The sequence below is a fragment of the Agrobacterium rubi TR3 = NBRC 13261 genome (assembly GCF_000739935.1).
Lineage (GTDB): Bacteria > Pseudomonadota > Alphaproteobacteria > Rhizobiales > Rhizobiaceae > Agrobacterium > Agrobacterium rubi.
The window spans coordinates 44,269-70,674 of sequence record NZ_BBJU01000030.1 but is presented as its reverse complement, the minus strand read 5'-3'; the positions used below and the strand labels follow the sequence as shown (position 1 = coordinate 70,674).

Sequence of the window (26,406 nt, the reverse complement as noted above, 5' to 3'; positions counted from 1 at the left end):
CGTGTGCTTCTTGCTGGATTTGGAAACCGGGTAGATGTTCTGGGACATTGTGTGCCTTCAGCTTTTACTGTTGACGAAGACTGACGGTTGGGTGTTCCAGGCTGGCATTAAAGCCAGCCGGGAGCCACGAAGACGAGCCATGCGAGAAGTGGGCCTGCAACGACGACCAATGCGCTGTAGTACAGCAGCGTCTTGAAGAACTTCGTTTGATCAACATTCTGGGCATTGGCCACGACAAGCGCACCGTTTGTCGAGAAGGGCGAGACATCAACGATGGTCGCGGAAATGGCCAGCGCTGCAATCATGCCCGGCGTGCCGATTTCACCCTGCATCAGCATGGGCACTGCCAGCGGAATCATGGCACCCATGACGCCGACGGAGGAGGCAAAGGCCGAGACGATACCGCCGATATAGCACAGCAGCAGGGCTGCAATGAGCGGCATGGCGAGTGCGGAAACACCATTGCCGACGAAGGAGATCGCACCGGATTTTTCGAGCACGCCCACATATGTGATCACACCCGCAATCAGCAGCACCGTGGACCATGCAATCTTGTCGACAGCACCCTTCTGGCCGCGTGGGCAAACCAGCGCCAGCACGACGGCAACGCACATGGCCACCAGACCGACATTGAGGCTGAATGCCAGAGACAGAATGGCGAGAGCCGCAAGACCCGCCAGCGTCAGGGCCTGCTCGAGATCGAGCTTGCCTGTGGTGGTGACTTCGGTCAGTTCCGTCTCACGCTGGCGCGGATCGACGGCCATATGACCGCCACTGCCGCGCACATCCACCGACACGCCGGGCATGAAGACATTGCCCGCGCCATTGGCGACAGCGGCCGATTTCGATTTTCTGCCCAGAACGAGGAAGGCACCGATGGCGATCAGCAGGTTGAAGCCGAGGCTGGCGAGGAAGAGAACCGTTTCGTCTCCCGGCAGGCCCGCACGCTGAACCACCTGATTGGTGATGCCGCCATAAATGCTGATGGGCGAAAAGCCGCCGCCTTGCGCGCCATGAATGACCATGATGCCCATGAGCAATGGATTGATGCCGTATTTGGCCGAAAAACGCAGGGCGATCGGCGCGATGATGGCAACGGCGGCAGGGCTGACGGCACCGATGGCGGTCAACAGGGCCGAGACGAAGAACATGACCCATGGAATGGCCGATATTTTGCCCCTGACGGCGCGAACGCAGGCCTGAACCAACCAGTCCACCGTGCCATTGTTCTGTGCGATGGCGAAAAGATAGGTGATACCGACGAGCGTGACGAAAAGGTCGCCCGGAAATCCTTCGAAAATCTGTTTGACGCTCATGCCCACGACGAGCGTGCCGATGATGAACGAAAGCGCAAAACCCAAGGCGCCCATATTGATCGGCAAGGCCGTCGCCACGATGAACATGACGGCCAAGCCCAGTATTGTAATCACTTCTGATGACATGACAGCTCCTCCCAAAAAGCCGGGGTCAAGTGGAAGCGGCACCCTCATGCCGTTACCAGCGCATGCGGCGTCCCCGCACAACCCTTACGCTTATGTATGCGCAAAAAATTGCAATACGCAATAATGAATTTATACGTTGATATAATTTCGTCTTAGGAATACATATGGCCGCAAATGCAGTGGAGACGCATTCATGTGGAATAAACTTGCGACAAACCGCGCCAGCCGATTGGAGCGAGCATCGCCGCTTGCAGACGGCAAAGTGGTCAAAGCAGATGCCATCACCGCGCTTTTGGAAGCGGTGATAGAACCGGGTGACCGGCTGTGCATCGAAGGCAACAACCAGAAACAGGCCGATTTTCTGGCAAAAGCTCTGGCGAATGTGAATCCACAACTGGTTCACGACCTGCACATCGTTCAATCCGTGCTGGCTTTGCCGGAGCATCTGGATGTGTTCGAAAAAGGCATCGCCTCCAAGCTCGACTTCTCGTTTTCAGGGCCACAGGCGGCGCGTCTGGCCCGGATGCTGAGCGCAGGGCAGCTGAAAATCGGCGCGATCCACACCTATCTCGAATTGTTCGGCCGATATTTCACGGACCTGACACCACGCATCAGCCTCGTCTGCGCGCAGGCTGCCGACCGGGCGGGCAATCTCTACACGGGCGGCAATACCGAAGACACGCCTGTGATCGTCGAATCGACGGCGTTCCGGCAGGGTATCGTCATTGCGCAGGTCAACGAGATCGTGGACGTTCTGCCGCGCGTCGATATTCCGACAGACTGGGTGGATTTTGTCGTCCAGAGCCCCAAGCCCCATTATATCGAGCCGCTGTTTACCCGCGATCCAGCGCAAATCTCCGAGATACAGGTGCTGATGGCGATGATGGCCATCAAGGGCATCTATGCCGAATATGGGGTGAAGCGCCTCAACCACGGCATCGGCTTCGATACGGCGGCCATCGAGCTGATCCTGCCAACTTACGCCGAAAGTCTCGGCCTCAAAGGCAAGATCGCCACACACTGGGCGCTCAACCCGCATCCCGCGTTGATCCCGGCCATCGAAGCGGGCTTTGTCGAAAGCGTTCACTCCTTCGGCTCTGAACTTGGCATGGAAGACTATATCCGCGCCCGCTCGGACGTGTTCTTCACCGGTCGCGACGGCTCCATGCGCTCCAACCGGGCGCTGAGCCAGACCGCTGGTCTTTATGCCTGCGATATGTTTATCGGCTCGACCTTGCAGATCGAGCTGGACGGCAACAGTTCGACGGCCACGCTTGGCCGTATCGCCGGTTTCGGTGGTGCGCCAAACATGGGGTCGGATGCCAGAGGACGGCGACATGGTTCCGACGCCTGGCTGAAGGCGGGGCAGGAAGCCTCGATTGGCTCCATGCCGCGCGGCCGCAAGCTGGTGGTGCAGATGGTGGAAACCTTCCGCGAACATATGGCGCCGGCCTTCGTGGAAAAACTGGATGCCTGGCAACTGGCCGAATCCGCCGGCCTCGATCTGCCACCGGTGATGATCTATGGCGATGACGTAACTCATGTTCTGACCGAGGAAGGCATCGCCAATCTGCTGCTCTGCCGCACCCCGGAAGAACGCGAGCAAGCCATTCGCGGCGTGGCGGGTTATACAGCTGTCGGCCTTGGTCGCGACAAGCGCATGGTGGAAAATCTGCGGGACCGTGGCATCATCAAGCGGCCTGCCGATCTGGGCGTCGATGTCTCGCTGGCCACCCGCGATCTGCTGGCGGCCAAATCGATGAAAGATCTCGTCCGTACTTCGGGAGGCCTTTACCGGCCGCCAGCACGGTTCAGGAACTGGTGAGGATCAGACCATGGAAAAACTGGAATTCGAGTTTTCGGGTGGCGTTGCCCTTGCGGCGCGCAACCAGCCCATTCTGTCCGGCGTCCTCGGATCCGGCAATCTGGAGGTTCTTGTCGAGGCTTGCGATCTCTCCGGAAAAACACGGGTTGAGGTGGAGACAGCGGCGGTCGGTTTTGGCACGATCTGGCAGGCGGTGCTGTCCGATGTCTTTGAACGCTGGAAAATCGGCGACGTGAAGGTGTCGATCAACGATGCAGGTGCCACGCCAGCCGTTGTGGCCCTGCGGCTGGATCAGGCGCTTCAGGCCTATTCCGGCAAAAGCGGCGAGGCGAGATCATGAGCAGCAGCTGGTATGAGGCAACCGCCCGCGAGCGGATCGACGGTCTGATCGACCCGGGCAGTTTCATCGAGCTTCTGCCGCCGCAGGACCGGGTCACCAGTCCGCATCTGCGCGTTCTGGGCTCTCCCGCCGCCTTCGATGATGGCGTGGCCGTTGGCAAAGCCACACTCGATGGTAAGGCGGTGCTCATTGCGGCGCAGGAAGGTGCCTTCATGGGCGGCGCAGTGGGCGAGGTGCATGGCGCCAAGATCACCGGCCTCTTGGAGCGCGCGCTGGATGAGAAGCCGAGTGCAGTTCTGCTGTTGCTGGAATCCGGTGGCGTCCGGTTGCACGAGGCCAATGCCGGGCTGATCGCCGTGTCTGAAATCATGCGGGCGATCCTCAATCTCAGAGCCGCTGGCGTTCCGGTCATCGTGCTGGATGGCGGGCGCTACGGCGTGTTCGGCGGTATGGGGATTGCCTCACGGCTCTGCTCGTCCATTGTCATGTCTGAGGAAGGTCGCCTTGGTCTATCAGGCCCTGAAGTGATTGAGACGACGATGGGTGTCGAGGAATTCGACGCCTCCGACAGGGCGCTGGTCTGGCGCACCGTGGGCGGCAAGAACCGCTATATTCTCGGCGAAACCGACGGTCTGGTATCAGACGACATGGCTGCATTCCGGGAGGCTGCGATCGCCCTTCTCGGCGAGGCAAAAGCGCTCGATCTCAATGCCATCGAGGCGGAACATGCCGATCTCGTGGCACGCCTGACGCGGTTCGGCGGCGTGCAGGACGCCACCGACATCTGGTCGGCGCTGGATATCGCCGATGTAGAGCAGATTCCGCTGATGACGACGGATGAGTTCCACTATGCCGTCGATGGGAGGAGGAGCGCATGATCACGCCTGAAGCACTGTTCGACAAACTGTTTCCGAAAGGACATGAGATCACCTCCGAAGGACTGTTCTTTGCGGGCACGGCGAAGGCCGGTCCTGATCTGGTCTCAATCATCGGCACGCGAGAAAAGGCGCATATCGGCATCGATCTCGCCATGCGCATGGCCGCTGAGGTCATCCGCATCATGAAGGAGCGGCCGGGAAGCCCGATCCTGCTTTTGGTGGATACCGCCGGGCAGAAGATGGCCCGCCGCGACGAGCTGCTGGGTCTCAACGGCTATATTGCCCATCTGGCGAAATGCCTCGATGTGGCGCGCAGGCGCGGACATCGCATCATCGGGCTTGTCTATGGTGAGGCGGTCAGTGCCGGTTTCCTGTCCTCAAGTCTGCTGGCGGATGCGTGTTATGCGCTGCCGGAGGCCGAGGTGCGGGTGATGAACCTGCCCGCCATGTCGCGTGTGACGAAAATTCCGGTCGAGCGGCTGGAGGAATTGTCAATGGATAGCGCCGTCTTTGCGCCGGGCGTTGCTAATTATGTGGCGATGGGTGCGGTGCGTGAAACCTGGGATGGCGATCTGGCCGTTGCATTGGTGAAGGCGCTTGAGGAGCGGCCAGACGCAAATGTCGATGCCCGCCGCGACTATGGCGAACAGCGAAACGGCCGCACGCTGGCGCGTTCGGTGTCTCAACGGGTGCGGCATGACGCGGCCTGACAGGCATCGTTTCGTAACACTCAAACCGTCATGGCGTGACCATGCGGAGCTTGCCGCGTGCTCCATGGCGGGGGGAGACATTCTTCCCGAATGGATCGATGCCGGGCGTCCGCTGGTGGTCGCATCATCCGCCACCGGTGATGCGCGGACGACCGTGCGCCTTGGGCTTTCCACGCCGCAAAAGCAGCGATACGGGCTTCGGGTGCCACTGGATGCCATCGACACGCTTCTGCCACCGGTGACGCTTGACGCCGCCGCGGGCTGCGCACCGTCGGAATGGCGGGCAAGCATCGATATAATTTTGAAAGTGGCCCAACAGCACAGGCTTTCCCTGTCCGTGTTCGGGTCGCTGGCATGGTCTTATGTGTCCGGCGAAAGCCATTTGCGGCCAACCTCCGATTTGGACCTTCTGGTTTCCGCGCCTGCGGAGATCGACATTCTTGCGGCCATCCGCGTGCTTCTGGATATTGAAAGCGTGCCGCGTCTGGATGGCGAACTGGTGCTGTCTGATGGCGCGGGCGTCAATCTTCGCGAATATGCCGCACAGCCCGGCCATATCCTGGTGAAGCAGCATGGCGGGCCGCAACTGGTATCGCTCGCAAAACTGATGAACCATGCAGGGATGGCGGCATGAGGATGATGCTATCCTCCATCATAGAGCCGCAGGCTATCCGTCATGACATCAGCCGAACCATCGGCAGGCTGGCGATCCGTGCGCTCTACACCGAACTCGCTCTCTACCCCAAGCCCGGTCTCGTCAGCCCTGTCGACAACGGCGCGCATGACGACATGACGATGGCGACCTTCATGCGCAGCCTGTTTTCGCTCAGAAGCTATTTCCCGCAGATTGCGACGGCTGGTGGCAGGATGAGCGATTTCGCGGCCCTTCAGAAACTCGGCATCGACGCCGAGCGGCGGATGATGGCGGCGACGGGTGGGATCAACACCCATCGTGGCGCGATCTTCAATCTGGGGCTGCTGGCAGCCGCTGCCGGTTATCGTGCATCCAACCATCTGCCGGTAGATGCCAAGGCCATCTGCACCACTGTGTCCAAACGGTGGGGTGTGGACATTCTGGCCAGCGAGCCAATCGACTCCAATGGCTCACGCGCCCTGGCAAGGCACGGCGGTGATGGCGCGCGACAGCAGGCGGCGGGTGGTTATGCGGTTCTCCGCGACGTGGCGCTGCCGGCTTTTCGGGATGCATTGGCGCTCGGCGCCAGCCGCAACTCGGCAGCGCTACAAACCTTCTTCGCCATTATGTCCGTCCTCAACGATACCAACATTCTGCACCGCACAGGCCGCGATGGCCTGGATTATGTGCAGGGGCAAGCACGGACGTTTCTATCGGCTGGTGGCGTGTTCGCGGCCGATCATCTGGCAACGGCCACGGATCTCCACCACGCCTTTTGCGCACGCCGGATTTCGCCCGGCGGTGCGGCAGATTTGCTCTCCTGCACGATCTTCCTGCACTATCTGGAAGCGTCGCCATGACGCTCGGCATTCTCTGCCCCGGCCAGAGTGCGCAGGCACCGGATATGATCGATCGTTTGCGAGACGCGCCGGAGGCGGCACTCGTCTTCGACGCCTTTCGGGAGGTCATGGGGGCCACGATCGATGATATCCTGAGTGAGGGGCGGCTTCATGAGAACGCCATCGCCCAACCGGTTATCTGCGCTGTCGAACTTGCCGCGTTCCACACGATCAGACACGCTATCCCGGAACCGTCCTATTTCGCCGGCTACAGCATCGGTGAACTGGCGGCCTATGGCTGTGCCGGTTCGATCAATGCCAGAGACCTCATTCGGCTCGCCAGCCTGAGGGCCAAGTTGATGGATGCGGCTTATCCTGAACCGACAGGAATGATCGCCATCCGTGGCCTGCGCGAGACAACGCTCGCCCCAATCTGCACCAGCAATGCTGTTCACATCGCCATCTGCAATGGCGAAGACCGCTTCGTGGTCGCTGGTCCGGTCGATAAGATTGCATTGGCGACAACGGATGCTGAGCGGCACGGTGCCCATGTCACGCGTCTGCCAGTCAAGGTCGCATCCCATACGCCGCTAATGCATTCCGCCGTTGTCGCTTTCGCACGTGCGCTGGAAGAGACGGACTTCAAAAACCCGACTGCCCCGGTTCTGGCGGGTATCGATGGCGTGTCTGTGCGCTCTCGCGATATGGCGATCCGGCGGCTTTCGGCGCAGCTGGAAACCCGTATCGACTGGCAGGGCTGCATGGAAAGCCTGAAGGAAGTCGGCTGCACGACGCTACTGGAACTGCTGCCCGGGGGGGACCTGTCTTCCATGGCGAGAGACCGGCTGCCATCAGTCTCATCACGCTCGATGATCGAGTTCAAATCCATCGATGCGGCTGCGCAGTGGGTTTCCCGCAAAGAGGCTTGAGCGTCGCGCGGGGTTTGCGTGCAACAGCGCTTAACAAAACCTTGCACGAGGCCAAGAATCTTCAAGCCTTACCCGAATCCGACAAGCATAGACGCTTAAACTTGATGTAGATGCTCATCTTAGTTTAGAGGTGGTGGCGCGTCTGGGGATTGGACCGTGCTGCCCGGATATTTGGGGCATATCTTGAAAAAAATGAATCGAGCAATCGTCTCCCGCCTGTCGATGGGGACTGCGTTTCTGGCATTGATCACGCCCATCGCCGCGCAGGCACAGAACGCCGCTGGCGCGACCGTGTTGGAGCCGATCGTCGTTCAGGGGCAGGGGGGCGATAGCGCCACCGGACCCGTGGATGGCTATGTGGCGAAGAAAACGGGCACAGGCTCCAAAACCGATACGCCGGTGAAGGATATTCCCCAGTCTGTCTCCGTCGTCGGGCGCCAGGAAATGAATGATCGTGGCGCCGTCACCAAAATCGACGAGGTCCTTCGCTACACGCCAGGCGTCAACACCGAACCTTTCGGCGTGGATGCCGATACGGACTGGTTCTATATTCGTGGTTTCGAAGCGACCCAGACGGGCGTTTTCCTTGATGGCCTCAATCTCTTTGGTTACGGTTTCGGCGCTTTTCAGATGAACGCCTATGGGCTTGAGCGTGTCGAGGTTCTCAAAGGCCCGGCGTCCGTTCTTTATGGCGGCGCAAACCCAGGCGGCATCGTGCAGCTGATCAGCAAGCGCCCGCAGGATACGCCCGTGCGCGAGACCGAGATCGGTATCAACAATTTCGGCAACGCGTTTTTAGGTTTCGATCTGGGTGACAAGGTCGATGACGAAGGAATGTGGAAATATCGCGTGACGGGCAGGGTGTCCGGTGGCGATAATTATTCTGATTATTCCGATGATCTGCGTGGCTTCATCATGCCGCAGATCACGTTCGAACCCGACGCGCAGACATCGGCGACAGTCTACGGTTATTTCTCCGCGCTAGACCAGACGCATGTCAGCAATGGGTTCCTGCCCTATCAAGGTACGGTTACGAACGCGCCATTCGGCAAGATCAATCGTGATCTCTTTGTCAGCGAGCCCGATCTCGACGAGGGACGCACTTACCAGTCGATGATCGGCTACGAAGTCAGCCACGAGTTCGATAGCGGTTGGAAACTGAGCCAGAACGCACGCTATGGACATCTCTACAAGCACGAGATCGGCGCATTCGGTAACGGTTGGGCCAGTCTTGCCGACCCTTATGTTCTGAACCGATTCTCGTCGGAAGAGACCTCGAAGGTCGACAGCTTCAATATCGATACCCGCGCGGAAAAAGAGTTTCAGACCGGAGCGCTGGATCATTCCTTGCTGTTTGGACTGGACTACAAGCGTTATGAGCTGGATCGGGTGCAGGCTGCGGGTGGTGCGACCCCGCTCGATGTTCTCAACCCGCAATATGGTGGTGGCTTCACCATCGGCTCGCCTTACGCCGATGAAGTTGTGACGCAGCAGCAGATCGGTCTCTACACGCAAGATCAAATCCGGTTCGGTGGTGGCTGGCTCGTGACGCTGAACGGTCGCTATGATTATGTGAATACGGATGTCGACAATCGGATCGGAGCGTCCAGCAAATCCGATGATTCTGCGCTTAGCGGCCGTGCCGGTCTGGCTTACGAGTTCGATAATGGCCTGACGCCGTATGTCTCCGCTGCGACCTTCTTCAATCCTTTGATCGCGACGTTGCCGGGTGGGACGCCTGCGGAACCGGAAGAAGGCCATCAATATGAAGCGGGTGTCAAATACGAGCCAACCTTCTTTGACGGCTCGATCACGGCATCCGTGTTCGATATCGTCAAACAGAACGCAATCGTATCGCAAACCTCTGGCGGTGTGGTCAGCAACGCTCAGTTCGGTGAGGTCAGATCGAAGGGCGTGGAACTGGAAACGAAAGTTAACCTCAACGAGAACTGGAAGGCGCTGGCGTCTTACTCCTACACGGACATGGAAGTCACGCGTGACGACAATGCAGTTCTCATCGGCAAATCGCCATGGATCGTACCCAACCAGACCGCATCTCTGTGGTTGGACTATGCCTTTACCAATGAAGGCATGGAGGGCCTCAGCGTCGGTGCTGGCGTGCGTTATCAGGGCCGGTCGTATGCGGATCAGTTGAACGAGTTCAAGGTTCCATCTGCTGCCGTCATCGATGCGGCAATCCGCTATGAGAAGAACGACTGGACGGCCTCGGTCAACGTCGCGAACCTCTTCGATAAGGAATATGTCAAAGGCTGCCAAGGCATCAACGTTTGCGGTTATGGCGACCAGAGAACCATTACCTTCAAGCTGTCCAAGAAGTGGTAATTTCCGCATATCTCAAGCAGTGCTATCCGCTGCTTGAGAGGGCGTTGCGGCTTTTGAGGCTTTGGTGTAAAACATGAATATCGAATTCATGTTTGGGGCGCTGTTTGCGTCCCGTTCTTCCGGATGTTTGGATGGCCTTTCGACCCCGCATGGACAATGAGATCAGCGGCTTTTCCGTCATCGGAGGGCCGCGATCACGTGCCTGGAATGGTGTCGTTGCCGACCTGTGGGATGTGACATGCGCGCCCAGTGCCGGCGGGCATTATGTCGGCAAAGACCCTCGTTTCGTTTTCATGCTCGATATGCGCGGGGATCAGGACAGCCGTTTTCTGATTGACGAACGCCAGCGCCATACAAGGGCGCTGGCCGATGTGGAACGTATTTCCTTTGTGCCAGCGGATGTCGATATCTGGGCACAATTGCGCGGCGTGCAGTTCGTCCGCCATCTCGATCTTCATTTCGATGCGGCGGCTTTGAGCAAACGCCTGATGCAGGATCTGGATGATGATGCCCTGCTCAATCCCCGCCTGATGTTTCATGACGAGCGTCTGTTGTCGCTGGCGAGCCTTATTGCCACCGAGTGCGACAATCCTGACCCATTGCACAATCTTTATGGTGAAAGCCTCGTTCTTGCGCTTCTGACGGATTTTCTGAAAGTAAGGCAGCCAGCGCTGAAAAAACGCAGCAAGCTGGCCGCCTGGCAGTTGAGAGCGTCCACCGATTACATTCGCGAACATTGCTTGCGTGCCATTCGGCTTCAGGAACTGGCAGAGTTGACGAACCTGTCGCAATCCCATTTCAGCCATGCTTTCAAGGCCTCCACCGGTGTGCCGCCCCACCAGTGGCAGATGCAGGCCAGAATGGAACGCGTGAAAGTGTTGCTCGTCGAAACCGACATGCCGTTGACGCAGATCGCAATGACGACGGGCTTTTCGGATCAGGCCCATTTTTCCCGCGTCTTTCGGAAAATCGTGGGTGTTACGCCCTCGGTCTGGCAGCGAAATCGAAAATGAACGGTTCGACTTTGGCGTCCCAGTGGGACAGTCAGTGAGCTTGGTCGATATGTTTAGTTCTGGCAAAAGATCGCGATTTCACAGCATTCGACGCCTTTCGGAGCACTTAAAAGGTGCGTTATCGACTTTTTTTACCACGTTCGGTAGCTTTCTTGCACAAATCGTAAAATTCGACAGGCCCGATTGGAACATGAACCTTAAATGACCACTTATTCATCCTATGTTCATGTTCGGATGGAGCGAGCCATGTTTTTAAGCAGTGCGTATGACAGCAACAGCTTCAGTTTTGGTTTTGGCAGCAGCTGCGTTGCGCGCTGCGCGGCGATCGAAGCGGAGCTTCGCTACCTTCCGAATTACTCCGGTCGTGACATTTCCGTCCAGGCTGAGGGACAGTGCGTTCTCGTAACGGGCGTTGTGGAGACCGAGCGCGATTTCTATCGCACCCTCAATATAGCTAACGACATTGCCGGTGCCGACAAGGTCATTCTTCGCCTCAGCCTCGAGCGCGGTTTGCGCGCTTAACCGGAAACCAATTGAAAACAGATAGCAGACGTGTGGATTTCCACATCGTCTGCTTTTTTGTGTGAATTTGTAGCGCGCCTTAAGCCCGCGCTCAGCTTCGATCCACACCCCGCCCACTGCTGTTAACTCTTTGTTATCTATACGGTTAAAGTTTTAGTCAATTTTGAATGAATTAGGGCAACTGACCTTATCTTGGTGCCATTGTTAGGCGAGACCGCAAACAGACGAGCGGCACAGATGGTCCGCTTAGAAATTCAATGGCCCCTTCGAGCCCACTCGACGGGATAAGGTGTGGAGTAAAGTTTATGTCGAAAACCCTAAAATCACTCGCAGTCGTTTCATTCGCTTGCCTGGCAGCGTCTTCGGCATTGTCGGCCGATCTGACGACATCCTATGAGGCACCGCCCGCTTACAATGACGCGCCTGCCAGCTCGTCTTGGACAGGCGCCTATGTCGGTGGTCACCTCGGCGCAGCGATGCCACACATCAACCCGTTCAGAAGCGGCAAGGGCTTGGCGCTCGGCGCACAGGCCGGTTACGACTACGACCTCGGTTCCGTCGTGGTTGGTGGTGAAGTCGAAGCCACGCATCTGGGTGACGCTGAAATGAAGGTGCCGGATGGGTCCATCAAGGAGCGCTGGCGCGCCGCTGCAAAGGCGAAAGCTGGCTACAAGGTCGAAGACAACACATTGGTCTATGGCACCGCCGGTTTGACTGTAACGAGCCTGCGCGACGGCAATGGCGTGACTGGTCCTGATGGCATGAAGGAAGGCTATTTGCTGGGCGCCGGTGCCGAGCACCGCTTCACGCCTCAGGTTTCCGCAAAGGTCGAGTACAACTATGTCGCAACGGATGATGTCCGTACCTTTGCCAATGGCACCGCATCCCACACAGACCTCAGCGACCATGTCGTCAAGGGTGGCGTCAACTATCGCTTCTAATGCCTGAAATAAGGCGGCGGCCTCAGGCCGCCGCCTTATCGCAAGATGGTCTGCAATGGCCTGCTCCGTCTTTGACGCCCCATATCGAAGCCACGCGAAGTTTTCCCCGGTTAGAACGCACCGATGAGACGACGATAGGTGTCTTCAGCCGGACCGTAAGCGGCACCGGCGAACTCCTCCAGCCCGTGTCTGTCTTCGATTGTGATCTGGTTGCGCTCGGCGGAAATCAGGTGGTTACCTTCCAACACATGCAAGGCGGTCGTTATACTTTGTCGGCGCACGGCCAGCATGTCGGAAACAAAGGCGTGGGTCAGCGCAATCGGTTGACCATCGGACCTGTCGTGGCACATCAACAGCCATCGAGCGAGGCGCTGCTCTATCCGGTCGGTGGCATTCGAAAGCGCGGTGAAGGAGGCCTGCACGGTCATCACCTGCGCAAACCGCAGCAGCAGCGTTCGAAGGCTGAAGCTTTCTTCCAGCGCGTGGGACAGTTGAATACTCTGAAGTCTGTATCCGTGTCCGGCAATCTGCATGAAGGTCGAGAACGGCGCAGACGGCGCGTGCAGAACCAGGGACGTCGGCGACATGCCTTCGCGGCCGAACATGCCGATCTCGGCCTTGCGGCCGTTATGCGCCTCGGCCACGATCGATCCGATGCCCGTTTCCAGGAAATAGCAGTAATTGGCGATCAAGCCGGGGGATGCCAGCTCGTAGAGCCGCGGAAGCGTCACAGGTTCAAGGTGCGGAGAAAGACGAGCAAAATCAAAGGGACTCAACGCCGAGAGAAGTTTGTTGCGAATCGCAGTTTGCAGCAATTGGGTCATTCTCTCAACCTCAGTGAGGGCAAGAGCAATGATCATCTCCTAGCCGTTCGCGCCAGACGTTGCGAACGATGTGTTGCTCGTAAGCTCCTTGCGTGGCTAATGTATGGCCACCCCGGAGTCAGCATGCAAGGTGGGTTTTCGGGATGTCCGCTACCGGACTTCATCGGCCAAATTTGGGGATGATGGTGGTAGTATGATATGCGCTCGATCGGATGACCGCGTTATATCGGTATCTTTTTCCAACACGCTGAGGGCGCAGACACGACCACCGTTGTTTCGCACCTGTTCCCGATGCATTCCGATATCACGTTACATAACTTAGATAATTCTAATGTTATGCGACCTGAAGCTGAAAGAAAAATGATGGCTGGGTGGTTGTTTCACTCACGCCGGTTTTCTGTGTCCGGTGTCGGACGGAAACCCTTTCCCGGTATTTGTTACTGGGGACGGTCAGCAGCGCGTAGAGTGAAAAGCTACTGATATTACGCAGTTGTCGACACTATCTGGCGTTTGATGTCGGTGCCTGGAGCGGAATGGCCGATGATGACGGAGTGTAACGGCAGGCCGAGTATTTCATGCACCGTGCCCAGGAGGCGATTGGCGATGTCGGAGTTGCAGGAGTAATAGATCGTCTGCGCGTCACGTCTGGTATTGACCAGTTTGGCACTGCGAAGTTTGGCCAAGTGTTGGGACAATGCGGACTGACTGAGCCCAACCTGTTCGGCCAGGGACCCAACGGAGGTCTCCTGCTGGCTGATGATATCCAGAATCACCAGACGCCTCGCATTCGCTATTGCGGCCAACAGCTTTGCTGCCTGACCCGCGACTTTCTCCGTGGAAAGCGTTGTTAGCATCGATAACTCCAAGCGAGAGACGTCAAGTTCTCTATCAGAACCAGCATTTTCAGCGGGGAACTACCTGGATGCTCACGAGACACGTCAATCTCGTCGCCAGTTCACCCCAATAACAAGTGACACTTTGACACTGTCAACACTTTGGTGCAATAGGTGCCTTGGTAAATTTGTCCGATATCGGACAAATGTTTATAGGTCTAGCGCTCTTTGAAACGAATAACCTGTTCTGTCTGCTCAAAATGCAGGCAGATGGCCGCAAGTACTAAGCATCTGCAACGATTGTTCGGACCTTCAGCGGAAATTTGCCTGATCCAAGGTAATCGCATTGCTTCTGGATTTGGCGTAGGCCGAGGTGGCGGCTTTCAGGATTTTGGGTCGCAAGGCGTCGAAGCAGGCCAGATAATCACCCTCGGTGGCATCTCTTGGCGGCTTGTCACACTGCAGGATTTCCGTGGCGACGTAGAATTTGACCTCGAACATGCCGTCATATCCGGTAAAACGGACGCAACGGTTTCTATCATCGAAACTGCGGGACTGGTTCGGGAAGGAAATGCTCATTGCTGAGCCCTTCCATTCAGAGATGTCGCTGCTGGTGTGGAATACACGTTGCTCTCCTCATCGGGGAAACGTCGATATCCCCCAATGACAACGCCAGGAGTGAAGCTGCCACCATCACCATAAGTGGTCATGAATCCAGACATTACAAGGAAAGGTAGTCTTCAGCCTATGTCGAGATGCTGGTGTCATTGCGTTTTGCAGAAGCATCAGGCTGATTTGCGGACCGTTTGAACCGTTTCTGCACATGCACGATCCGCTTCTTGCCTGTTCCATTGGTCAAATGCCTCACGGCCCAGAATGGCAATGGATGTGTCTTCCTGCGGCGCATGAACCAGCACGGACTGGACGTCCCGAAAGTGGCGTTCAAGCCCAAGGTCGGCGCTCAAGCCCGGATTACCGATGCCGCGCACTGCAATCTGCACGGCGTCCCGCAACTGACGACCGGCCATCAGTCTTGCCCGTATGATTCTTTCCGCGCTGCTGTGATTGTCCAGAGCGCTGAAAATGATCTCCCGCGCGCCTGATACCAGCAGATCGATTTCACCTGACAGCGTGATAAAGCGCTCGGTGCGGGCGATGGGATGACCCAGATTGGCGGGGACGCGCTCATGGGCAAAGCGGATAAAGGCAGCCTGTGCTGCTTCCGCAGCCCCGAGATAGATCGCCGTCAGCGCGAGGTTGAAGGCCGCATGTGCGCGGTTATCCTGCTGAGCTACGGATGGATCAACGAGATCGATCACATGGTCGGCAGGTATCTCGACATTGACATATTCGACATCGTGGGAGCCTGTGGCGCGCATGCCAAGGCTGTTCCAGTTCTCGATGATATGAATGCCCTTGTGACCATTGGGAACGACGAAGGTTCCCACCCGCTCGGGCGTCTCGTCGGTATGAGACCAGACGAGAAAATGCGTGAGGCCTAGCGCGCCCGTGACAAAGCGCTTGCGACCGGAAATGGACCAGCCATCGGCCGTGCGCCGCGCAATCGTCGCAGGCAGGCCGCCGCGTGCGGGAGAGCCGAGCTCGGGTTCGACACGGGCAGCGTTGAGAAGTAAGGGACGCTGTTTGCTGTCCGCCAGCAGGCGACGGTAGAGATCGTCAGGCCAATGGCTTTTCGTGGCCTGGCCGAGGTGATTGAAAATCGTCATGGCGCTGATCAGCGCCACCGAGGGATCACCCCGTCCCAATGCTGCCAGAATATGGGCGACATCACCCAGTGACGCGCCCTTGCCGCCATATCGGGTCGCTACCGTGCTTTCGAGCAGGCCACTGGCATGAACGGCACGGATACCCGCCCATGGAAACTGCCCGGTGCGATCCGCCTCGGGTGCTGCCTGTTCTACGATGCGCACGGTTTCATCAAGGAGGGCGGCGTCATAGGGCATTGGTGTCAAAGCTTTCTGGCTGGTCTGGACGCTGGAATTTCCCCAGCAAAGGGCAGATTTCGAGAGAGTAAGTGTCGACAGATCTGTCTGGCCCCGTTTCGCGTCACGCTGCCGCTTGTTTGCGCGCTTCTTCCCGTTCGCGAATGCCTTCACGCACCAGTGGCAGGATGTAGCGGCCATAATCAACCGCATCATTGTAATTGTCATAGCCACGGATCGAGATCAGATCGGCACCCAGATCGATGTAGTCGAGGATGGAATCGGCGATGGTGCGTGGCGATCCGACGAGCGCTGTGGTTGCGCCGCTGGCATTCGTTGCGGTCACCGTCGGGTACCACAGGGCCCGGTCATGCACATCGCCACGCTTGGCGATATCGAGAAGTCGCTGCGAGCCGACATTGGCCGGTGGCGCGGCGTTGATGGGTGCGCGGGCCAAGCCCTTCTGGCGGTTTGCATTCAGCTGATCGAGAATGCCATGGGCTTTTTGCCATGCCAACTCGTCGGTTTCGGCAACGATGGGGCGGAAGGTGACCCAGATGCGCGGGCGGTCCGTTCGTCCGGCTTTCTTGGCTTCCGCATAGATACGGTCGATTTGCTGCTTGGTTTCTGCAAGCGGCTCGCCCCACAGGCCGAAGATATCGCAGAGCGACCCGCCAATGCGGTAGGCGGCATCCGACGATCCGCCGAGCGAAATCGGAATGAGCCCGTTGGTTGGACGCACGGCACTTCTGAACTGCTTGAACTGGTAATATTTGCCGTCGAAATCGAAGGGTTCTTTCGAGCTCCAGGCGAGGCGCAGGATTTTGATGTATTCTTCCTGTCGCTCGTAGCGTTCTTCCTTGTTGAGGAAGTCACCTTCGCGCGCCTGCTCTTCGTCGCTACCGCCGGCGATAAAGTGGACCACGACCCTGCCGCCGCTGAGCTGATCGAGCGTCGCCAGCGATTTTGCCGCGACCGTCGGGTAGACGGTGTTTGGGCGAAGGGCAACGATGATCTTGATGTGCTTGGTATGGGCCAGCACCGTCGCGCCGATGGTGAAGGGATCGAAGGACGAGGAGGAGTAGGGGATCAGCGTGTAGTTGAAACCGTAATCGTCCAGTGCGCGTGCATAACGTTCCAGAAAAAGAGGATCGACAGGAGCATCCGGCAACGGATTGAGATCGTTCGACTCGTTTGGAAAGCTGACGCTGATGAATTCCGCAGTCATGGGAAGCTCCTTTAAGCTGTAAGTCCGTGCAGCAAACCTATGTGGCGGCAGACACGCGCGGAAGGTAAATCATGCTATTTCTATAAATTCCGTAAAAAATATTCCCTAGGCTGAGGTCAGGCAGGTGGGTAGACGACACGAGACGGTAACCTCCGGGTCGGCACGCGATGGTCATGCGATCTGCTCTTGCCGGACGATCCGTGGAGGGGATGGTTTGGCAGGGTGGATGGTTCCCGTGATGCCAGATGGGATCGAACCCAGAAGCGATGCCGTGTAGGGGTGTGTCGGTCTGTCGAAAACCTCAGCGACAGAACCATGTTCGACGATGCGGCCGCGCTGCATGACGGAGACGGAATGCGCCAGCTGCCGGACGAGCGCGAGATCGTGGGACACGAAAATGTAGGTGAGGCCGAGTTTGGCCTGAAGCGACAGCAGCACACCGACGATGTCGGCCTGAACGCTGACATCGAGTGCCGAGGTCGGTTCGTCCAGTACGATGACATCGGGTTTCAAAACCAGGGCACGGGCAATGGCAACGCGCTGGCGCTGACCGCCGGACAAGGCGCCGGGCTTACGATCCAGCAGATGCGCAGTCAGGCCGACATTGTCCAGCGCCTCGCGGACGCGCTCAGTTCGCTCGCTCCGTGTTCCGATTTTGAACCGATCAAGCGGCTCGCGTACCAGATGTTCGACTTTCCACGTGGGATCGAGTGAGGTGAAGGGGTTTTGGTAGACCAGCTGAAGATGGCGCCAGACCGCATGCATCGACGCATGGCTTTTCCCGGAGACTTGATCACCCGCAACGGAAATCTCGCCGCTGTCGGGCTCTTCCAGACCCATCAAAAGCCGGATCGTCGTCGTCTTGCCGGAGCCGGATTCGCCGACCAACGCATGGGTGGTGCCAGTCGGAACAGCAAACGAGATGTCGTCGACAGCGGTCAGAACCTTGCCATCGACAGAAAAACGTTTGGTAACGCCGCTGACGGCGATCTTCGGTGTTTCAGCGCCTGCTTCCAAGCGATGAAAACCCCGTTCACGCAAGGTCGTGTAACGGTCGGGATTGAGGGCAGGCACATCGGCATGCAGCTTTCTGGCATAGGCGGATGATGGCGACGAAAACACCGTTGAAGTCTTGCCCGCCTCCTGCACCGCGCCGTTCTTGAGCACGACGATGGCATCCGCACGCTCGGCTGCAATCGCCAGATCGTGGGTGATAAGGAGCAGGCTGATGTTCAGGTCTTGCTGCAAACGCGAGAGAAGATCGAGAATCCGTTTCTGGATCGTCACGTCGAGCGCCGATGTCGGCTCGTCGGCAACCAGAAGTGCCGGGCGCGGCAGGACCGCAAGGCCTATCAGCACGCGCTGCAACATGCCGCCCGACAGCTGGTGCGGATAGGATTCGTAGATGCGCTGCGGATTATCGAGGCCAACCTGGGCGAATGTTTCGAGGATGTGCGCCTTGCGGGCGGCGACATCGACGTCCTCGGTCAAGGCTGCCGCTTCCATGGCCTGTGCACCAATCGTTCGCACAGGGTTGAGCGCGTTGCCCGGGTCCTGCGGCACAAAGCCGATCTGGCGACCCCGCAGCGGGCGAAAACCGCGCTCCGATTGCGCCAATATGTCCTGCCCGCCGAACAGGACACGTCCGCTAGCCTTGGCGGCGCTTGGAAGCAACCGTAAGACCGCACGCGCGATGGTCGATTTGCCGGAGCCGGATTCACCGATCAAAGCAAGGCTCTTGCCGCGCCCCAGTTCGAAACCGACATCGTGGACGACCTCCTGCCGTCCATAAGATACCGACAGATTGTCGATCTGAAGAAGAGGAGTGGCGCGCTGCGGCGCAGGCACCTTGAATTCGGGACGCGCAAAGTTTTCGTTCAGTTTGAATTGCGAAGCCATCGGCTGATCCTGTTCACAGAGAGGACGGTTACGATCGTGACGAAAGCGGGGGCATAAACCAGCCAGGGCCATTTGAGGTAATCCTTGCCTATGGAAATCAGCAGGCCCCAGTCGGATGCAGGCGGCGGGTCGCCATAACCCAGGAAGGCAAGGCTTGCGATGACGAGGATCGACTCGCCGAACTGCAAAACGGCAAGAGGCAGAACCGAGCGTGACGCATTGGGAAGCACGTGCCGCAAAAGGATGTACCAGCGCGATCCACCCAGCAGAAACGACGCCTCGACGAAAGTGGCCTGCCGGGTCTTGATGACCTCGGAGCGCGTAACACGGGCAAAGAACGCGACCGCTGAAACGCCCGTGGCAATGGCGGCATTGATGGTCTCAAAGCCGATGGCAGTGACGACGATGACCGCCAACAGAAACTTCGGGATGGACAGTAGGACATCGACCAGGCGGGCGACGACGACATCGACCCAGCCGCCGAGGAAGCCCGCCAAAAGCCCGATCAGACCGCCAGCGACCACGCCGATGATGACGGCCACGAAGGCGCTCGAGACGGAGGACGCCGTTCCATAGACAACGCGGGCGTAGACATCACGTCCGAGGTGATCGGTGCCGAACCAGTGCTGAAGGCTCGGGCGCAGGAACTTGTCTGCCGGAACACCTGCAACCGGGCTATGGGTCGTAAACAGCTGAGGCGCTACCGACCAAGCGATGACGATGGCGATGGCCAGAAGCGCCAGAGCAACGGATGGCGGAACGCGCAATGCCGAAAGCCAATCCAGCCGTCTGTTGCTGCCAGCTGTGGATGGATGAACATAGCTCATGGGTTCACCGCCTTGCTAGTTCCCAGCATGGGTTCATCGGCTGTGGTTGGACGACGCTTGCGGCCACCCAGAATTTTCACGCGCGGATCGAGCAAGGGGTAGAGCAAATCGGCGATGAGATTAAAGACCACGAAGACGACAGCGCCCAAGGCGACGATGGCCTGCAGCACAGGCAGATCCTGCGTGCTGACCGCGCGCTGCACGAGGCTGCCGACGCCGGTGCGACCGAAAACGGTCTCGGTGATCAGGGAGCCGCCGAGCAACTCGCCGATGGTCAGGGCAACGACCGTGACGACGGGAAGCGACGCTGGTTTCAAAAGGTGCTTGGCAAACAGACGGAATTGGCCAAGGCCACGGCTGCGAGCGACGGCGGCATATTCCTGCTCTGCTTCTTTGTCGAGATTGGCGATGAGCACTTCGGCAATCTGTGCTGAGACGGGGATACCGAGCGCGATGGCCGCAAACAGCGTTGCCCAGAAGCTATCGGGGTTGATGACGCGGAAGAGGCCGATCTGAAAGCCGAAGACATGGATGAGCACGAGGCCGATCACGAAATTCGGGACCGACAGAAACAGCGACGGGAATGCCCGCAGCAAGTCTTGGCCATAACGTTTCGGTACGATCTGGGTGCCATAGGCGACCAGCATGGCCAGCATCAGTGCAACGGCCAGTCCTGCCGCCGCCAGAATGAGGGTCGAAGGTAGGACTTCGGCAATCAGCGTCACGACCGGTCGGTTGGAGCGCATCGACATGCCCAGATCACCCGTCAGGAAGCCGGATAAGGAACTCCAGAGTTGCACGATGACTGGCCTGTCCAGACCCTGCGCCGAAATGATCTCGGCGATCTCCTGTTCGGTAAAGCCATTCTGGGGATTGCGCAGGACGCTGGTGATCGGGTCGCCAGGCAGAATGCTGACGACCACGAACGTGAAGACATAGGCCAGCAGGATGACGACGACCGATTGGCCAAGCCGTTTGGCGGCGTAGGTTAGGTAGGGACTGGTCATGCCGGCTCCTCACATGGTTGCGGTGCGACGCGGTTCAATCTGCAATGAAGGCCGTGTAGTAGCTGGCATAGGCAACACCGTTATAGACCTCCCCCTGAAGCGTGGGCGACTGAACGTAAATGCGCTGGACGATCTGGGTGCGGGGGATGAAATAGCCCTGGTCGAGGACGTATTCCTGCAAATTATCGAGAAGCGGGTTGCGCTCTTCAATCGAGCCTGCACCTGCTATTTTGTCGCGCAGATCGTTGATCCTGGCGTCGCGATCGTCGAGAGCAAACCAGTTTTCGCCATTGTTGGCGTTGGTGAGAATACCCGCCACGGTTCCGGCATCGATGAAGCTGCGGGTCACCTCGTAAGCCGGGATCGCAGCGCCGCCGAATTTGACCTTCTCGCCGAATGTCACGACATCATAGGCCCGAATGGCGACTTTCCAGCCGATCTTGCCAAGCTGTTGGGCGATGAGTTCATCGACCGATTTGGAGGTGGCGAGATAGGGGTTGGAATGGATCGTCAGCGTCAGTTGCTTGCCATCCTTGGCGCGAATGCCATCGGCGCCCTTCACCCAACCCGCCTCGTCCAGAAGCTTTTCGGCCTTGCCGGGATCGTAGGCCAAGAGGTTGCTGTGGTCGGTGGCTCCCGGCACGTTGCTCTGGATGAACGATGTCGCAAGCTTCCAGTCCGGCGTATAGACGGTGTCGATGATTTCCTGGCGGTCGATGCCGGCCTGTAGCGCCTGGCGCACTTTCACGTCGTCATAGGGCGGAAGTTTCGTGTTGACCGCCCAGCCATTGACGAAGCCGAGATAGCGCGGCGTGGCGACGTTAAAGCCCTCTTCCTTCAGGGACTTCAGCTCCTGGGGCGAGGCATTGTAGGCGACATCCGCCTGGCCTGATTGCACCGAAGCAACGCGCAGGGACGGTTCCGACACCAATTTGTAGGTGATGGAATCCAGATAGGCAGGGCCTGTGTGGCCGACCGCTGCTGGACCCCAATTGTAGTCCTTGCGTTTGACCAGCGTGACGTGGTCACCCTCCTTCCAGGACTCCACCACATAGGGACCGCTGCCCGCCGTCTTGCTGAGATCTGCCTGTTGGGAGGCAGGCTGTGCGATGCTTTTCGGCGAAATGAGGATCGAGCCATGGTAGCCCAGCGTCGGCAGAAAGCCGAGCGTGGGTTTCTTGAAGAAGACCTTGACCGTGCGGGCATCGGCCGCCTCGGCACGGTCATAGGTCTTGGGAAACAGACCGATGGGATTGATGCCCTCACTCTTGCGACCAGCATACCAGATATCGAGATTGGCAACGACAGCCGCCGCATCCAGGGGTGTCCCATCCGAGAAGGTGACACCGCTCTTGAGGTGAAGTGTGAAATCGGTGGCCTTGTCGTTCTGCTCCCAGCTTTCGACGATCCATGGGCTGACCTTGCCCTCGGCATCGACGTAAAGCAGCTTGTCGGTCACATGCCCCCAGATATGGCCCTGAAAACTGGAAATCGCGCTGTTGTTGGGTATCCAGGTATCGCCAAGGGAATCGATGAGGAAGGTAATGTCACCGCCATCGCGCGGGCTATCAGCCGCTTTTAAAGGGCTCAAGCCCGTTGTCGCGACCAGGCCTGCGATAGCTGTCGTGATCAGCAGGTGGCGGCGCGAAAGAGAAAAACGAGAAGGACGTTCGGTCATATTGTTTCCTGAAGATTATGGTCGTGCTCGCGCAATCGGCTTGAGAGGATGCTTGAGATCGAGGGCATAGAGAGGCCTTTCCGGCACGGGTGTTCCGAGCGGAGGCGACTGTCTGTTACGGAGTGATGGAGTGTTGCCGTCGAGCGACGGCGCGGTGCCGAAAGGTTCGCCGTTACGCGGGCTTAGTTATCCAGCACGCGCGGGGATACATTTTGCGATCATGAGGCTATCCTTCGGTTCCTGCGCAGATGATGACGCCAAGATTAACAGCTGTACTCAGGGTAGAAAGACTGGTTGTTCTATTTCTACCGATTTTATGGATTATTTTTCCGCGCTTTTTGATCCGGCTGAGCATCTGCATTTTAGACGTGCCGCAGTCACCTCTTTATGCGTTCGACAAATTGCATCGCTTCAAAAATCCGAACGAGCGGTAATCGGCCCGTAAAGCGCTCGACCTCCACCGTCGTGATCTGGCCTGTGGAGCCTTGCGCGAGTTTCGACGTGCCGACGTCGCGGGTGAGAATGTTCGGATTGCCGTGAAGGCACATGGCGCTTTCGGATTGGGGATCATGCGGTTCAAACCACGCACCGGTGGCAAGCTGCATCACGCCCCGCTTCACATCCTCACTCAAGACCGCGCCAGCAAGGCAGCTGCCACGTGCGTTGAACAGGCGGACAATATCTCCGTTTGAGATATCGCGGGCCCCCGCATCGTTGGGATTGATGCGCACCGGCTCTCGCCCGTTAATTTTCGTTGAACGGCTGAAATCACCATAATCCAGCTGGCTGTGCAGCCGTTGACGCGGCTGGTTGCAGATCAGATGCAGCGGATAAGGGGTCTCGCCTCTTGGTGGATACCACTGCGGATGACCGCCGCAATCGTCGTAACCGAAGCTCGCGACGGTTTCGGAGAATATCTGGATTTTTCCGGATGGCGTCTGCAACGGGGATGCATCCGGGTCCTCGCGAAAAGACCCTGCAAGGCCACCGTCGTCTGGTTTCAGAGGCAGCCTCAATTCGCCCTGCTGCCAGAATGTTTCGAAATCCGGGGCGTCATATCCACCCGTCTCCAGCGCCTGTCGTGTCGTCTCATACAGGAAGGAGAGCCACTCGCGACCGCTGCGGTTTTCGGTATAGGCTTCGCCTTTCCCCAGATGCCGGGCGATTTGCGCAAAAATCTCGTAGTCGTCCCGTGCCTCGCCAACCGGCTCGATCAGGCGTTTCATGGCGATCATCAACGGATCGCGGTCTGCCGCGCCGATATCGTCGCGCTCGAGCGTGGTGGTTGCGGGCAGCACGATATCCGCGTGGCGGGCGGTCGACGTCCATGCCGACTCGTGCACGATGATGGTTTCGGGCTGCTGGAAGGCTTTTCGCAGCCTGTTGATGTCCTGATGGTGGTGAAACGGATTGCCGCCGGCCCAATAGACGAGGCGGATATCGGGATAGGTCAGCGTCTGGCCGTTGTAATGAAACGCCTCGCCGGGGTGCAGCAACATATCGGCGATGCGCGCGCAGGGAATAAAGTCAGGGACCGGATTTTTGAACTGCTGGAGCGTCGGTAAGGGAACGGCCAGAAGATTCTTGCCGATATTGCCGAGCGCCCCGAGCGAATAGGAGAAACCGGACCCATCCAGTCCCATCTGCCCCAGCATGGCTGCAAGCACGATGCCCATCCAAACGGGCTGTTCGCCATAATCTGCTCTCTGCAAGGAGTGGCTGACAGTGATGAGCGTCTTGGAGCCTGCCATGGATCGCGCGAGCTTTGCGATCTCTTCCGCGCCGATGCCGCAGATATCGGCAGCCCATTCCGGGGTTTTCGCTACACCGTCAGTACGACCAAGGAGATAGGCTTCGAAGCGGTCGTAACCAACGGTGTATCGGTCAAGAAAAGCGCGGTCGTGCAATCCTTCCGACACGAGCACATGCGCCAGCCCCAGCATCATCGCAACATCGGTGCCGGGAATGATCGGCATCCATTCGGCGTTTACATCGGCGGGAAAATCGTCTGCAAGCGGGCTAACCAGTTTGAAACTGGCACCACGGGCGCTTGCCGCCTTGAGTTTCGGCAACACGATATGTTTGCTGATACCGCCGCCATGCACATCGGCGTTCTTTATCGCCATGCCGCCGAAAGCAACGACCAGTTCGGTGCTGCGCTCAATGGCATCCCACGTGACGCTTTTGCGATCGACGCTGTCATAGGGCCCAAGCACATGCGGGATGATGACCATGGCCGCGCCGGAACTGTAGGTGTTGACGGACCTGACATAGCCGCCCAGAACATTCAAGAAACGGTGGATCTGGCTTTGCGCATGGTGAAAACGCCCGGCGCTGGACCAGCCGTAGGAGCCGCCGAAAATGGCTTTTGCACCGAAATCCGTGTAGACGCGATCAAGCTCTTTGGCCACGATATCGGAGGCTTCAGCCCAGCTGACCTCGACAAATTCGTCTGCACCGCGTTTTTGCGCGTGACCCTGTGTGCCTTCAAGCCAACCACGACGGATCGCCGGGCGCCTGACCCTGACAGGGCTGTCGGCCACTGCGGAAAGATTGCCCAGCAGGGGAGAGGGATGCGGGTCGTCCGGGTGGGGGCGTATTTCCAATCTGCCGTTTTCGTGGCGGCCCGAAAACGCACCCCAATGGGAGCTGTGGGGTTTGAAGGCGTTCATGCCGCCACGTCGCTGCGGGACTTGTTCTTCACACCGCCTGAGGTTTTATCGACCCGTTGTGAAATCGCCTCGATGGGCAGTGCTTCGACAAAACGGCCTTCGCGCTCAAGTCTGCCCGCCAGTGTCTGAACCGCGGCATTGTAGGGCGTTGCTAGCCCGTGAAGGCGGCCCAGCAGAACAATCTCGCCATTCAGGAAATCCACCTCGCTGGAGGCGCCGCGCTTGAAACTTTGCCAGGTCGATTGCTGGCCCGCCTGAATACCGCTGTCCGGCGCGATGCGCCACTTCGAAATATCCAGCGTCCGTTGATCGTGAGACGCAGGCGTATATCCCGCCGCGTGAAGAGCGTTTTGAGCTTCATCCACAAGGGCCTGCCCGATGGACGCTCTGAGAGCGTCGTCGCCCGCGAACAGCTCCAGCACGTTGCGCACATTGTGGAGCAGCTTTGCCGATTTCCAGTCACGGATAACGGTCGTTGCTTCAGCGAGATAGTCGGCAGCGTTCAGATCATCGACAACGCGGTTACTCGTTTCGTCCTGCCCTTGCGGGAAACGCCCAACGGTAACGACACCCACCTGCGGGTCTCCACCGACGACAACGGTTCCGGTTTCGGTAAAGCGGGCCGGGGTCAGAATGCTGGCGCTGTAGACATGCGCAAAGGTTCTAAGTGCCGCGGCTTCGGTGGCAAGTCCGTTCTGGAACGTCACGATGGGAAGTGTTTCGGCGGCAGTGGCATCCGACACCGTTTGCCAAGACCAGAATGAAAGTGCGCCAGCGGCATCCTGCGACTTGACGGTCAACATCAGGATATCGTCGGGTGTCAATGCCGGTGGGTTGGAAAGATCATAGGCTTTGAGCTTGATTCGCCGCGTGCCTGACGGGCGCTGATACTGTAACCCGTGCTCCCTGATATGGACGATCTGCGCGCCGCGCCCGACCAGTGCATAGTCTATGCCTGAAAGCTCGAATTGTGCAGCCAAGCTTGCGCCGACGGCACCCGCTCCGATGATGATATAGCGTGTCATATGTTTCCTCGGACAAGCCTGCAGGAGAGAAGGCGTGTTTCACACACTCAGGAG

Annotated in this window: 23 protein-coding genes; 11 read left to right on the top strand and 12 right to left on the bottom strand. The window is 58.3% G+C overall.

Features of this window, described 5'->3' with window-relative positions; genetic code table 11:
- Nucleotides 1–107: 107 nt before the first annotated feature.
- Complete coding sequence (locus RRU01S_RS22630) at nt 108–1,442, bottom strand: SLC13 family permease (RefSeq protein WP_045232490.1); 1,335 nt, start codon at nt 1,440–1,442, stop codon at nt 108–110.
- Nucleotides 1,443–1,635: 193 nt separating this feature from the next.
- Here RRU01S_RS22630 and mdcA point away from each other — a divergent pair, with 193 nt between their 5' ends.
- The 11 genes from mdcA to RRU01S_RS22575 all read left to right on the top strand — a co-directional run bounded on the left by mdcA (nt 1,636) and on the right by RRU01S_RS22575 (nt 12,416).
- The gene (mdcA, locus tag RRU01S_RS22625; RefSeq protein ID WP_045232489.1) at nt 1,636–3,267 is read left to right on the top strand and encodes a malonate decarboxylase subunit alpha; all 1,632 of its coding nucleotides are present in this window, start codon (nt 1,636–1,638) and stop codon (nt 3,265–3,267) included.
- Nucleotides 3,268–3,277: 10 nt separating this feature from the next.
- Nucleotides 3,278–3,607 carry a malonate decarboxylase acyl carrier protein gene (mdcC, locus tag RRU01S_RS22620; protein ID WP_045232488.1) on the top strand — a complete coding sequence of 110 codons (330 nt, stop codon included), beginning with the start codon at nt 3,278–3,280 and terminating at the stop codon, nt 3,605–3,607.
- Complete coding sequence (locus RRU01S_RS22615; protein ID WP_045232487.1) at nt 3,604–4,485, top strand: biotin-independent malonate decarboxylase subunit beta; 882 nt, start codon at nt 3,604–3,606, stop codon at nt 4,483–4,485. Before mdcC ends, RRU01S_RS22615 begins: the two co-directional genes overlap by 4 nt.
- A complete protein-coding gene (mdcE, locus tag RRU01S_RS22610; RefSeq protein WP_045232486.1) occupies nt 4,482–5,195 on the top strand; it encodes a biotin-independent malonate decarboxylase subunit gamma in 714 nt (237 codons plus the stop codon). Before RRU01S_RS22615 ends, mdcE begins: the two co-directional genes overlap by 4 nt.
- A complete protein-coding gene (mdcG, locus tag RRU01S_RS22605) occupies nt 5,182–5,829 on the top strand; it encodes a malonate decarboxylase holo-[acyl-carrier-protein] synthase (RefSeq protein ID WP_165572265.1) in 648 nt (215 codons plus the stop codon). Before mdcE ends, mdcG begins: the two co-directional genes overlap by 14 nt.
- Nucleotides 5,826–6,689, top strand: coding sequence for a triphosphoribosyl-dephospho-CoA synthase MdcB (mdcB, locus tag RRU01S_RS22600; protein WP_209806579.1), 864 nt, complete (start codon nt 5,826–5,828; stop codon nt 6,687–6,689). The genes mdcG and mdcB overlap by 4 nt, the downstream gene beginning before the upstream one ends.
- Complete coding sequence (locus tag RRU01S_RS22595; RefSeq protein ID WP_045232484.1) at nt 6,686–7,597, top strand: ACP S-malonyltransferase; 912 nt, start codon at nt 6,686–6,688, stop codon at nt 7,595–7,597. The genes mdcB and RRU01S_RS22595 overlap by 4 nt, the downstream gene beginning before the upstream one ends.
- A gap of 192 nt (nt 7,598–7,789) precedes the next feature.
- On the top strand, nt 7,790–9,940 hold the full coding sequence (locus RRU01S_RS22590) for a TonB-dependent siderophore receptor (protein WP_045232483.1): 2,151 nt from the start codon (nt 7,790–7,792) through the stop codon (nt 9,938–9,940).
- Nucleotides 9,941–10,071: 131 nt separating this feature from the next.
- The gene (locus RRU01S_RS22585) at nt 10,072–10,953 is read left to right on the top strand and encodes a helix-turn-helix transcriptional regulator (RefSeq protein ID WP_045232482.1); all 882 of its coding nucleotides are present in this window, start codon (nt 10,072–10,074) and stop codon (nt 10,951–10,953) included.
- Nucleotides 10,954–11,199: 246 nt separating this feature from the next.
- A complete protein-coding gene (locus tag RRU01S_RS22580) occupies nt 11,200–11,475 on the top strand; it encodes a BON domain-containing protein (protein ID WP_131367825.1) in 276 nt (91 codons plus the stop codon).
- Between the two features lie 305 nt (nt 11,476–11,780).
- Complete coding sequence (locus RRU01S_RS22575; protein WP_045232480.1) at nt 11,781–12,416, top strand: outer membrane protein; 636 nt, start codon at nt 11,781–11,783, stop codon at nt 12,414–12,416.
- 110 nt (nt 12,417–12,526) lie between these two features.
- Here the strand turns inward: RRU01S_RS22575 and RRU01S_RS22570 are convergent, their stop codons facing one another.
- The 11 genes from RRU01S_RS22570 to RRU01S_RS22520 form a co-directional block, all read right to left on the bottom strand.
- A complete protein-coding gene (locus RRU01S_RS22570; protein WP_234936211.1) occupies nt 12,527–13,276 on the bottom strand; it encodes a Crp/Fnr family transcriptional regulator in 750 nt (249 codons plus the stop codon).
- Nucleotides 13,277–13,722: 446 nt separating this feature from the next.
- Nucleotides 13,723–14,094: an ArsR/SmtB family transcription factor gene (locus tag RRU01S_RS22565; protein ID WP_065700429.1), complete on the bottom strand. Its 372-nt coding sequence runs from the start codon at nt 14,092–14,094 to the stop codon at nt 13,723–13,725.
- Nucleotides 14,095–14,385: 291 nt separating this feature from the next.
- Nucleotides 14,386–14,652 (bottom strand): DUF1488 family protein, encoded by a 267-nt coding sequence (locus tag RRU01S_RS22560; protein ID WP_045232479.1) that lies wholly within the window; start codon nt 14,650–14,652, stop codon nt 14,386–14,388.
- A gap of 206 nt (nt 14,653–14,858) precedes the next feature.
- The gene (locus RRU01S_RS22555; protein ID WP_045232478.1) at nt 14,859–16,037 is read right to left on the bottom strand and encodes an acyl-CoA dehydrogenase family protein; all 1,179 of its coding nucleotides are present in this window, start codon (nt 16,035–16,037) and stop codon (nt 14,859–14,861) included.
- Nucleotides 16,038–16,140: 103 nt separating this feature from the next.
- Nucleotides 16,141–17,244, bottom strand: coding sequence for an LLM class flavin-dependent oxidoreductase (locus tag RRU01S_RS22550; protein WP_045232477.1), 1,104 nt, complete (start codon nt 17,242–17,244; stop codon nt 16,141–16,143).
- 171 nt (nt 17,245–17,415) lie between these two features.
- Nucleotides 17,416–19,143, bottom strand: coding sequence for a dipeptide ABC transporter ATP-binding protein (locus tag RRU01S_RS22545; protein WP_045232476.1), 1,728 nt, complete (start codon nt 19,141–19,143; stop codon nt 17,416–17,418).
- The gene (locus RRU01S_RS22540; protein WP_045232475.1) at nt 19,122–19,970 is read right to left on the bottom strand and encodes an ABC transporter permease; all 849 of its coding nucleotides are present in this window, start codon (nt 19,968–19,970) and stop codon (nt 19,122–19,124) included. The genes RRU01S_RS22545 and RRU01S_RS22540 overlap by 22 nt, the downstream gene beginning before the upstream one ends.
- Nucleotides 19,967–20,977, bottom strand: a complete 1,011-nt coding sequence (locus RRU01S_RS22535) for an ABC transporter permease (RefSeq protein ID WP_045232474.1) — start codon at nt 20,975–20,977, stop codon at nt 19,967–19,969. The genes RRU01S_RS22540 and RRU01S_RS22535 overlap by 4 nt, the downstream gene beginning before the upstream one ends.
- Before the next feature lie 34 nt (nt 20,978–21,011).
- Complete coding sequence (locus RRU01S_RS22530) at nt 21,012–22,655, bottom strand: ABC transporter substrate-binding protein (RefSeq protein ID WP_045232473.1); 1,644 nt, start codon at nt 22,653–22,655, stop codon at nt 21,012–21,014.
- 377 nt (nt 22,656–23,032) lie between these two features.
- Nucleotides 23,033–25,327, bottom strand: a complete 2,295-nt coding sequence (locus tag RRU01S_RS22525; protein WP_045232472.1) for a molybdopterin guanine dinucleotide-containing S/N-oxide reductase — start codon at nt 25,325–25,327, stop codon at nt 23,033–23,035.
- Complete coding sequence (locus tag RRU01S_RS22520; RefSeq protein ID WP_045232471.1) at nt 25,324–26,352, bottom strand: ketopantoate reductase family protein; 1,029 nt, start codon at nt 26,350–26,352, stop codon at nt 25,324–25,326. The genes RRU01S_RS22525 and RRU01S_RS22520 overlap by 4 nt, the downstream gene beginning before the upstream one ends.
- Nucleotides 26,353–26,406 lie beyond the last annotated feature (54 nt).

Coding starts and splice junctions, on each gene's coding strand:
- RRU01S_RS22630 (WP_045232490.1), bottom strand. CDS start 1,442: ATGTCATCAGAAGTGATTACAATACTGGGCTTGGCCGTCATGTTCATC.
- mdcA (WP_045232489.1), top strand. CDS start 1,636: ATGTGGAATAAACTTGCGACAAACCGCGCCAGCCGATTGGAGCGAGCA.
- mdcC (WP_045232488.1), top strand. CDS start 3,278: ATGGAAAAACTGGAATTCGAGTTTTCGGGTGGCGTTGCCCTTGCGGCG.
- RRU01S_RS22615 (WP_045232487.1), top strand. CDS start 3,604: ATGAGCAGCAGCTGGTATGAGGCAACCGCCCGCGAGCGGATCGACGGT.
- mdcE (WP_045232486.1), top strand. CDS start 4,482: ATGATCACGCCTGAAGCACTGTTCGACAAACTGTTTCCGAAAGGACAT.
- mdcG (WP_165572265.1), top strand. CDS start 5,182: ATGACGCGGCCTGACAGGCATCGTTTCGTAACACTCAAACCGTCATGG.
- mdcB (WP_209806579.1), top strand. CDS start 5,826: ATGAGGATGATGCTATCCTCCATCATAGAGCCGCAGGCTATCCGTCAT.
- RRU01S_RS22595 (WP_045232484.1), top strand. CDS start 6,686: ATGACGCTCGGCATTCTCTGCCCCGGCCAGAGTGCGCAGGCACCGGAT.
- RRU01S_RS22590 (WP_045232483.1), top strand. CDS start 7,790: ATGAATCGAGCAATCGTCTCCCGCCTGTCGATGGGGACTGCGTTTCTG.
- RRU01S_RS22585 (WP_045232482.1), top strand. CDS start 10,072: ATGGCCTTTCGACCCCGCATGGACAATGAGATCAGCGGCTTTTCCGTC.
- RRU01S_RS22580 (WP_131367825.1), top strand. CDS start 11,200: ATGTTTTTAAGCAGTGCGTATGACAGCAACAGCTTCAGTTTTGGTTTT.
- RRU01S_RS22575 (WP_045232480.1), top strand. CDS start 11,781: ATGTCGAAAACCCTAAAATCACTCGCAGTCGTTTCATTCGCTTGCCTG.
- RRU01S_RS22570 (WP_234936211.1), bottom strand. CDS start 13,276: ATGATCATTGCTCTTGCCCTCACTGAGGTTGAGAGAATGACCCAATTG.
- RRU01S_RS22565 (WP_065700429.1), bottom strand. CDS start 14,094: ATGCTAACAACGCTTTCCACGGAGAAAGTCGCGGGTCAGGCAGCAAAG.
- RRU01S_RS22560 (WP_045232479.1), bottom strand. CDS start 14,652: ATGAGCATTTCCTTCCCGAACCAGTCCCGCAGTTTCGATGATAGAAAC.
- RRU01S_RS22555 (WP_045232478.1), bottom strand. CDS start 16,037: ATGCCCTATGACGCCGCCCTCCTTGATGAAACCGTGCGCATCGTAGAA.
- RRU01S_RS22550 (WP_045232477.1), bottom strand. CDS start 17,244: ATGACTGCGGAATTCATCAGCGTCAGCTTTCCAAACGAGTCGAACGAT.
- RRU01S_RS22545 (WP_045232476.1), bottom strand. CDS start 19,143: ATGGCTTCGCAATTCAAACTGAACGAAAACTTTGCGCGTCCCGAATTC.
- RRU01S_RS22540 (WP_045232475.1), bottom strand. CDS start 19,970: ATGAGCTATGTTCATCCATCCACAGCTGGCAGCAACAGACGGCTGGAT.
- RRU01S_RS22535 (WP_045232474.1), bottom strand. CDS start 20,977: ATGACCAGTCCCTACCTAACCTACGCCGCCAAACGGCTTGGCCAATCG.
- RRU01S_RS22530 (WP_045232473.1), bottom strand. CDS start 22,655: ATGACCGAACGTCCTTCTCGTTTTTCTCTTTCGCGCCGCCACCTGCTG.
- RRU01S_RS22525 (WP_045232472.1), bottom strand. CDS start 25,327: ATGAACGCCTTCAAACCCCACAGCTCCCATTGGGGTGCGTTTTCGGGC.
- RRU01S_RS22520 (WP_045232471.1), bottom strand. CDS start 26,352: ATGACACGCTATATCATCATCGGAGCGGGTGCCGTCGGCGCAAGCTTG.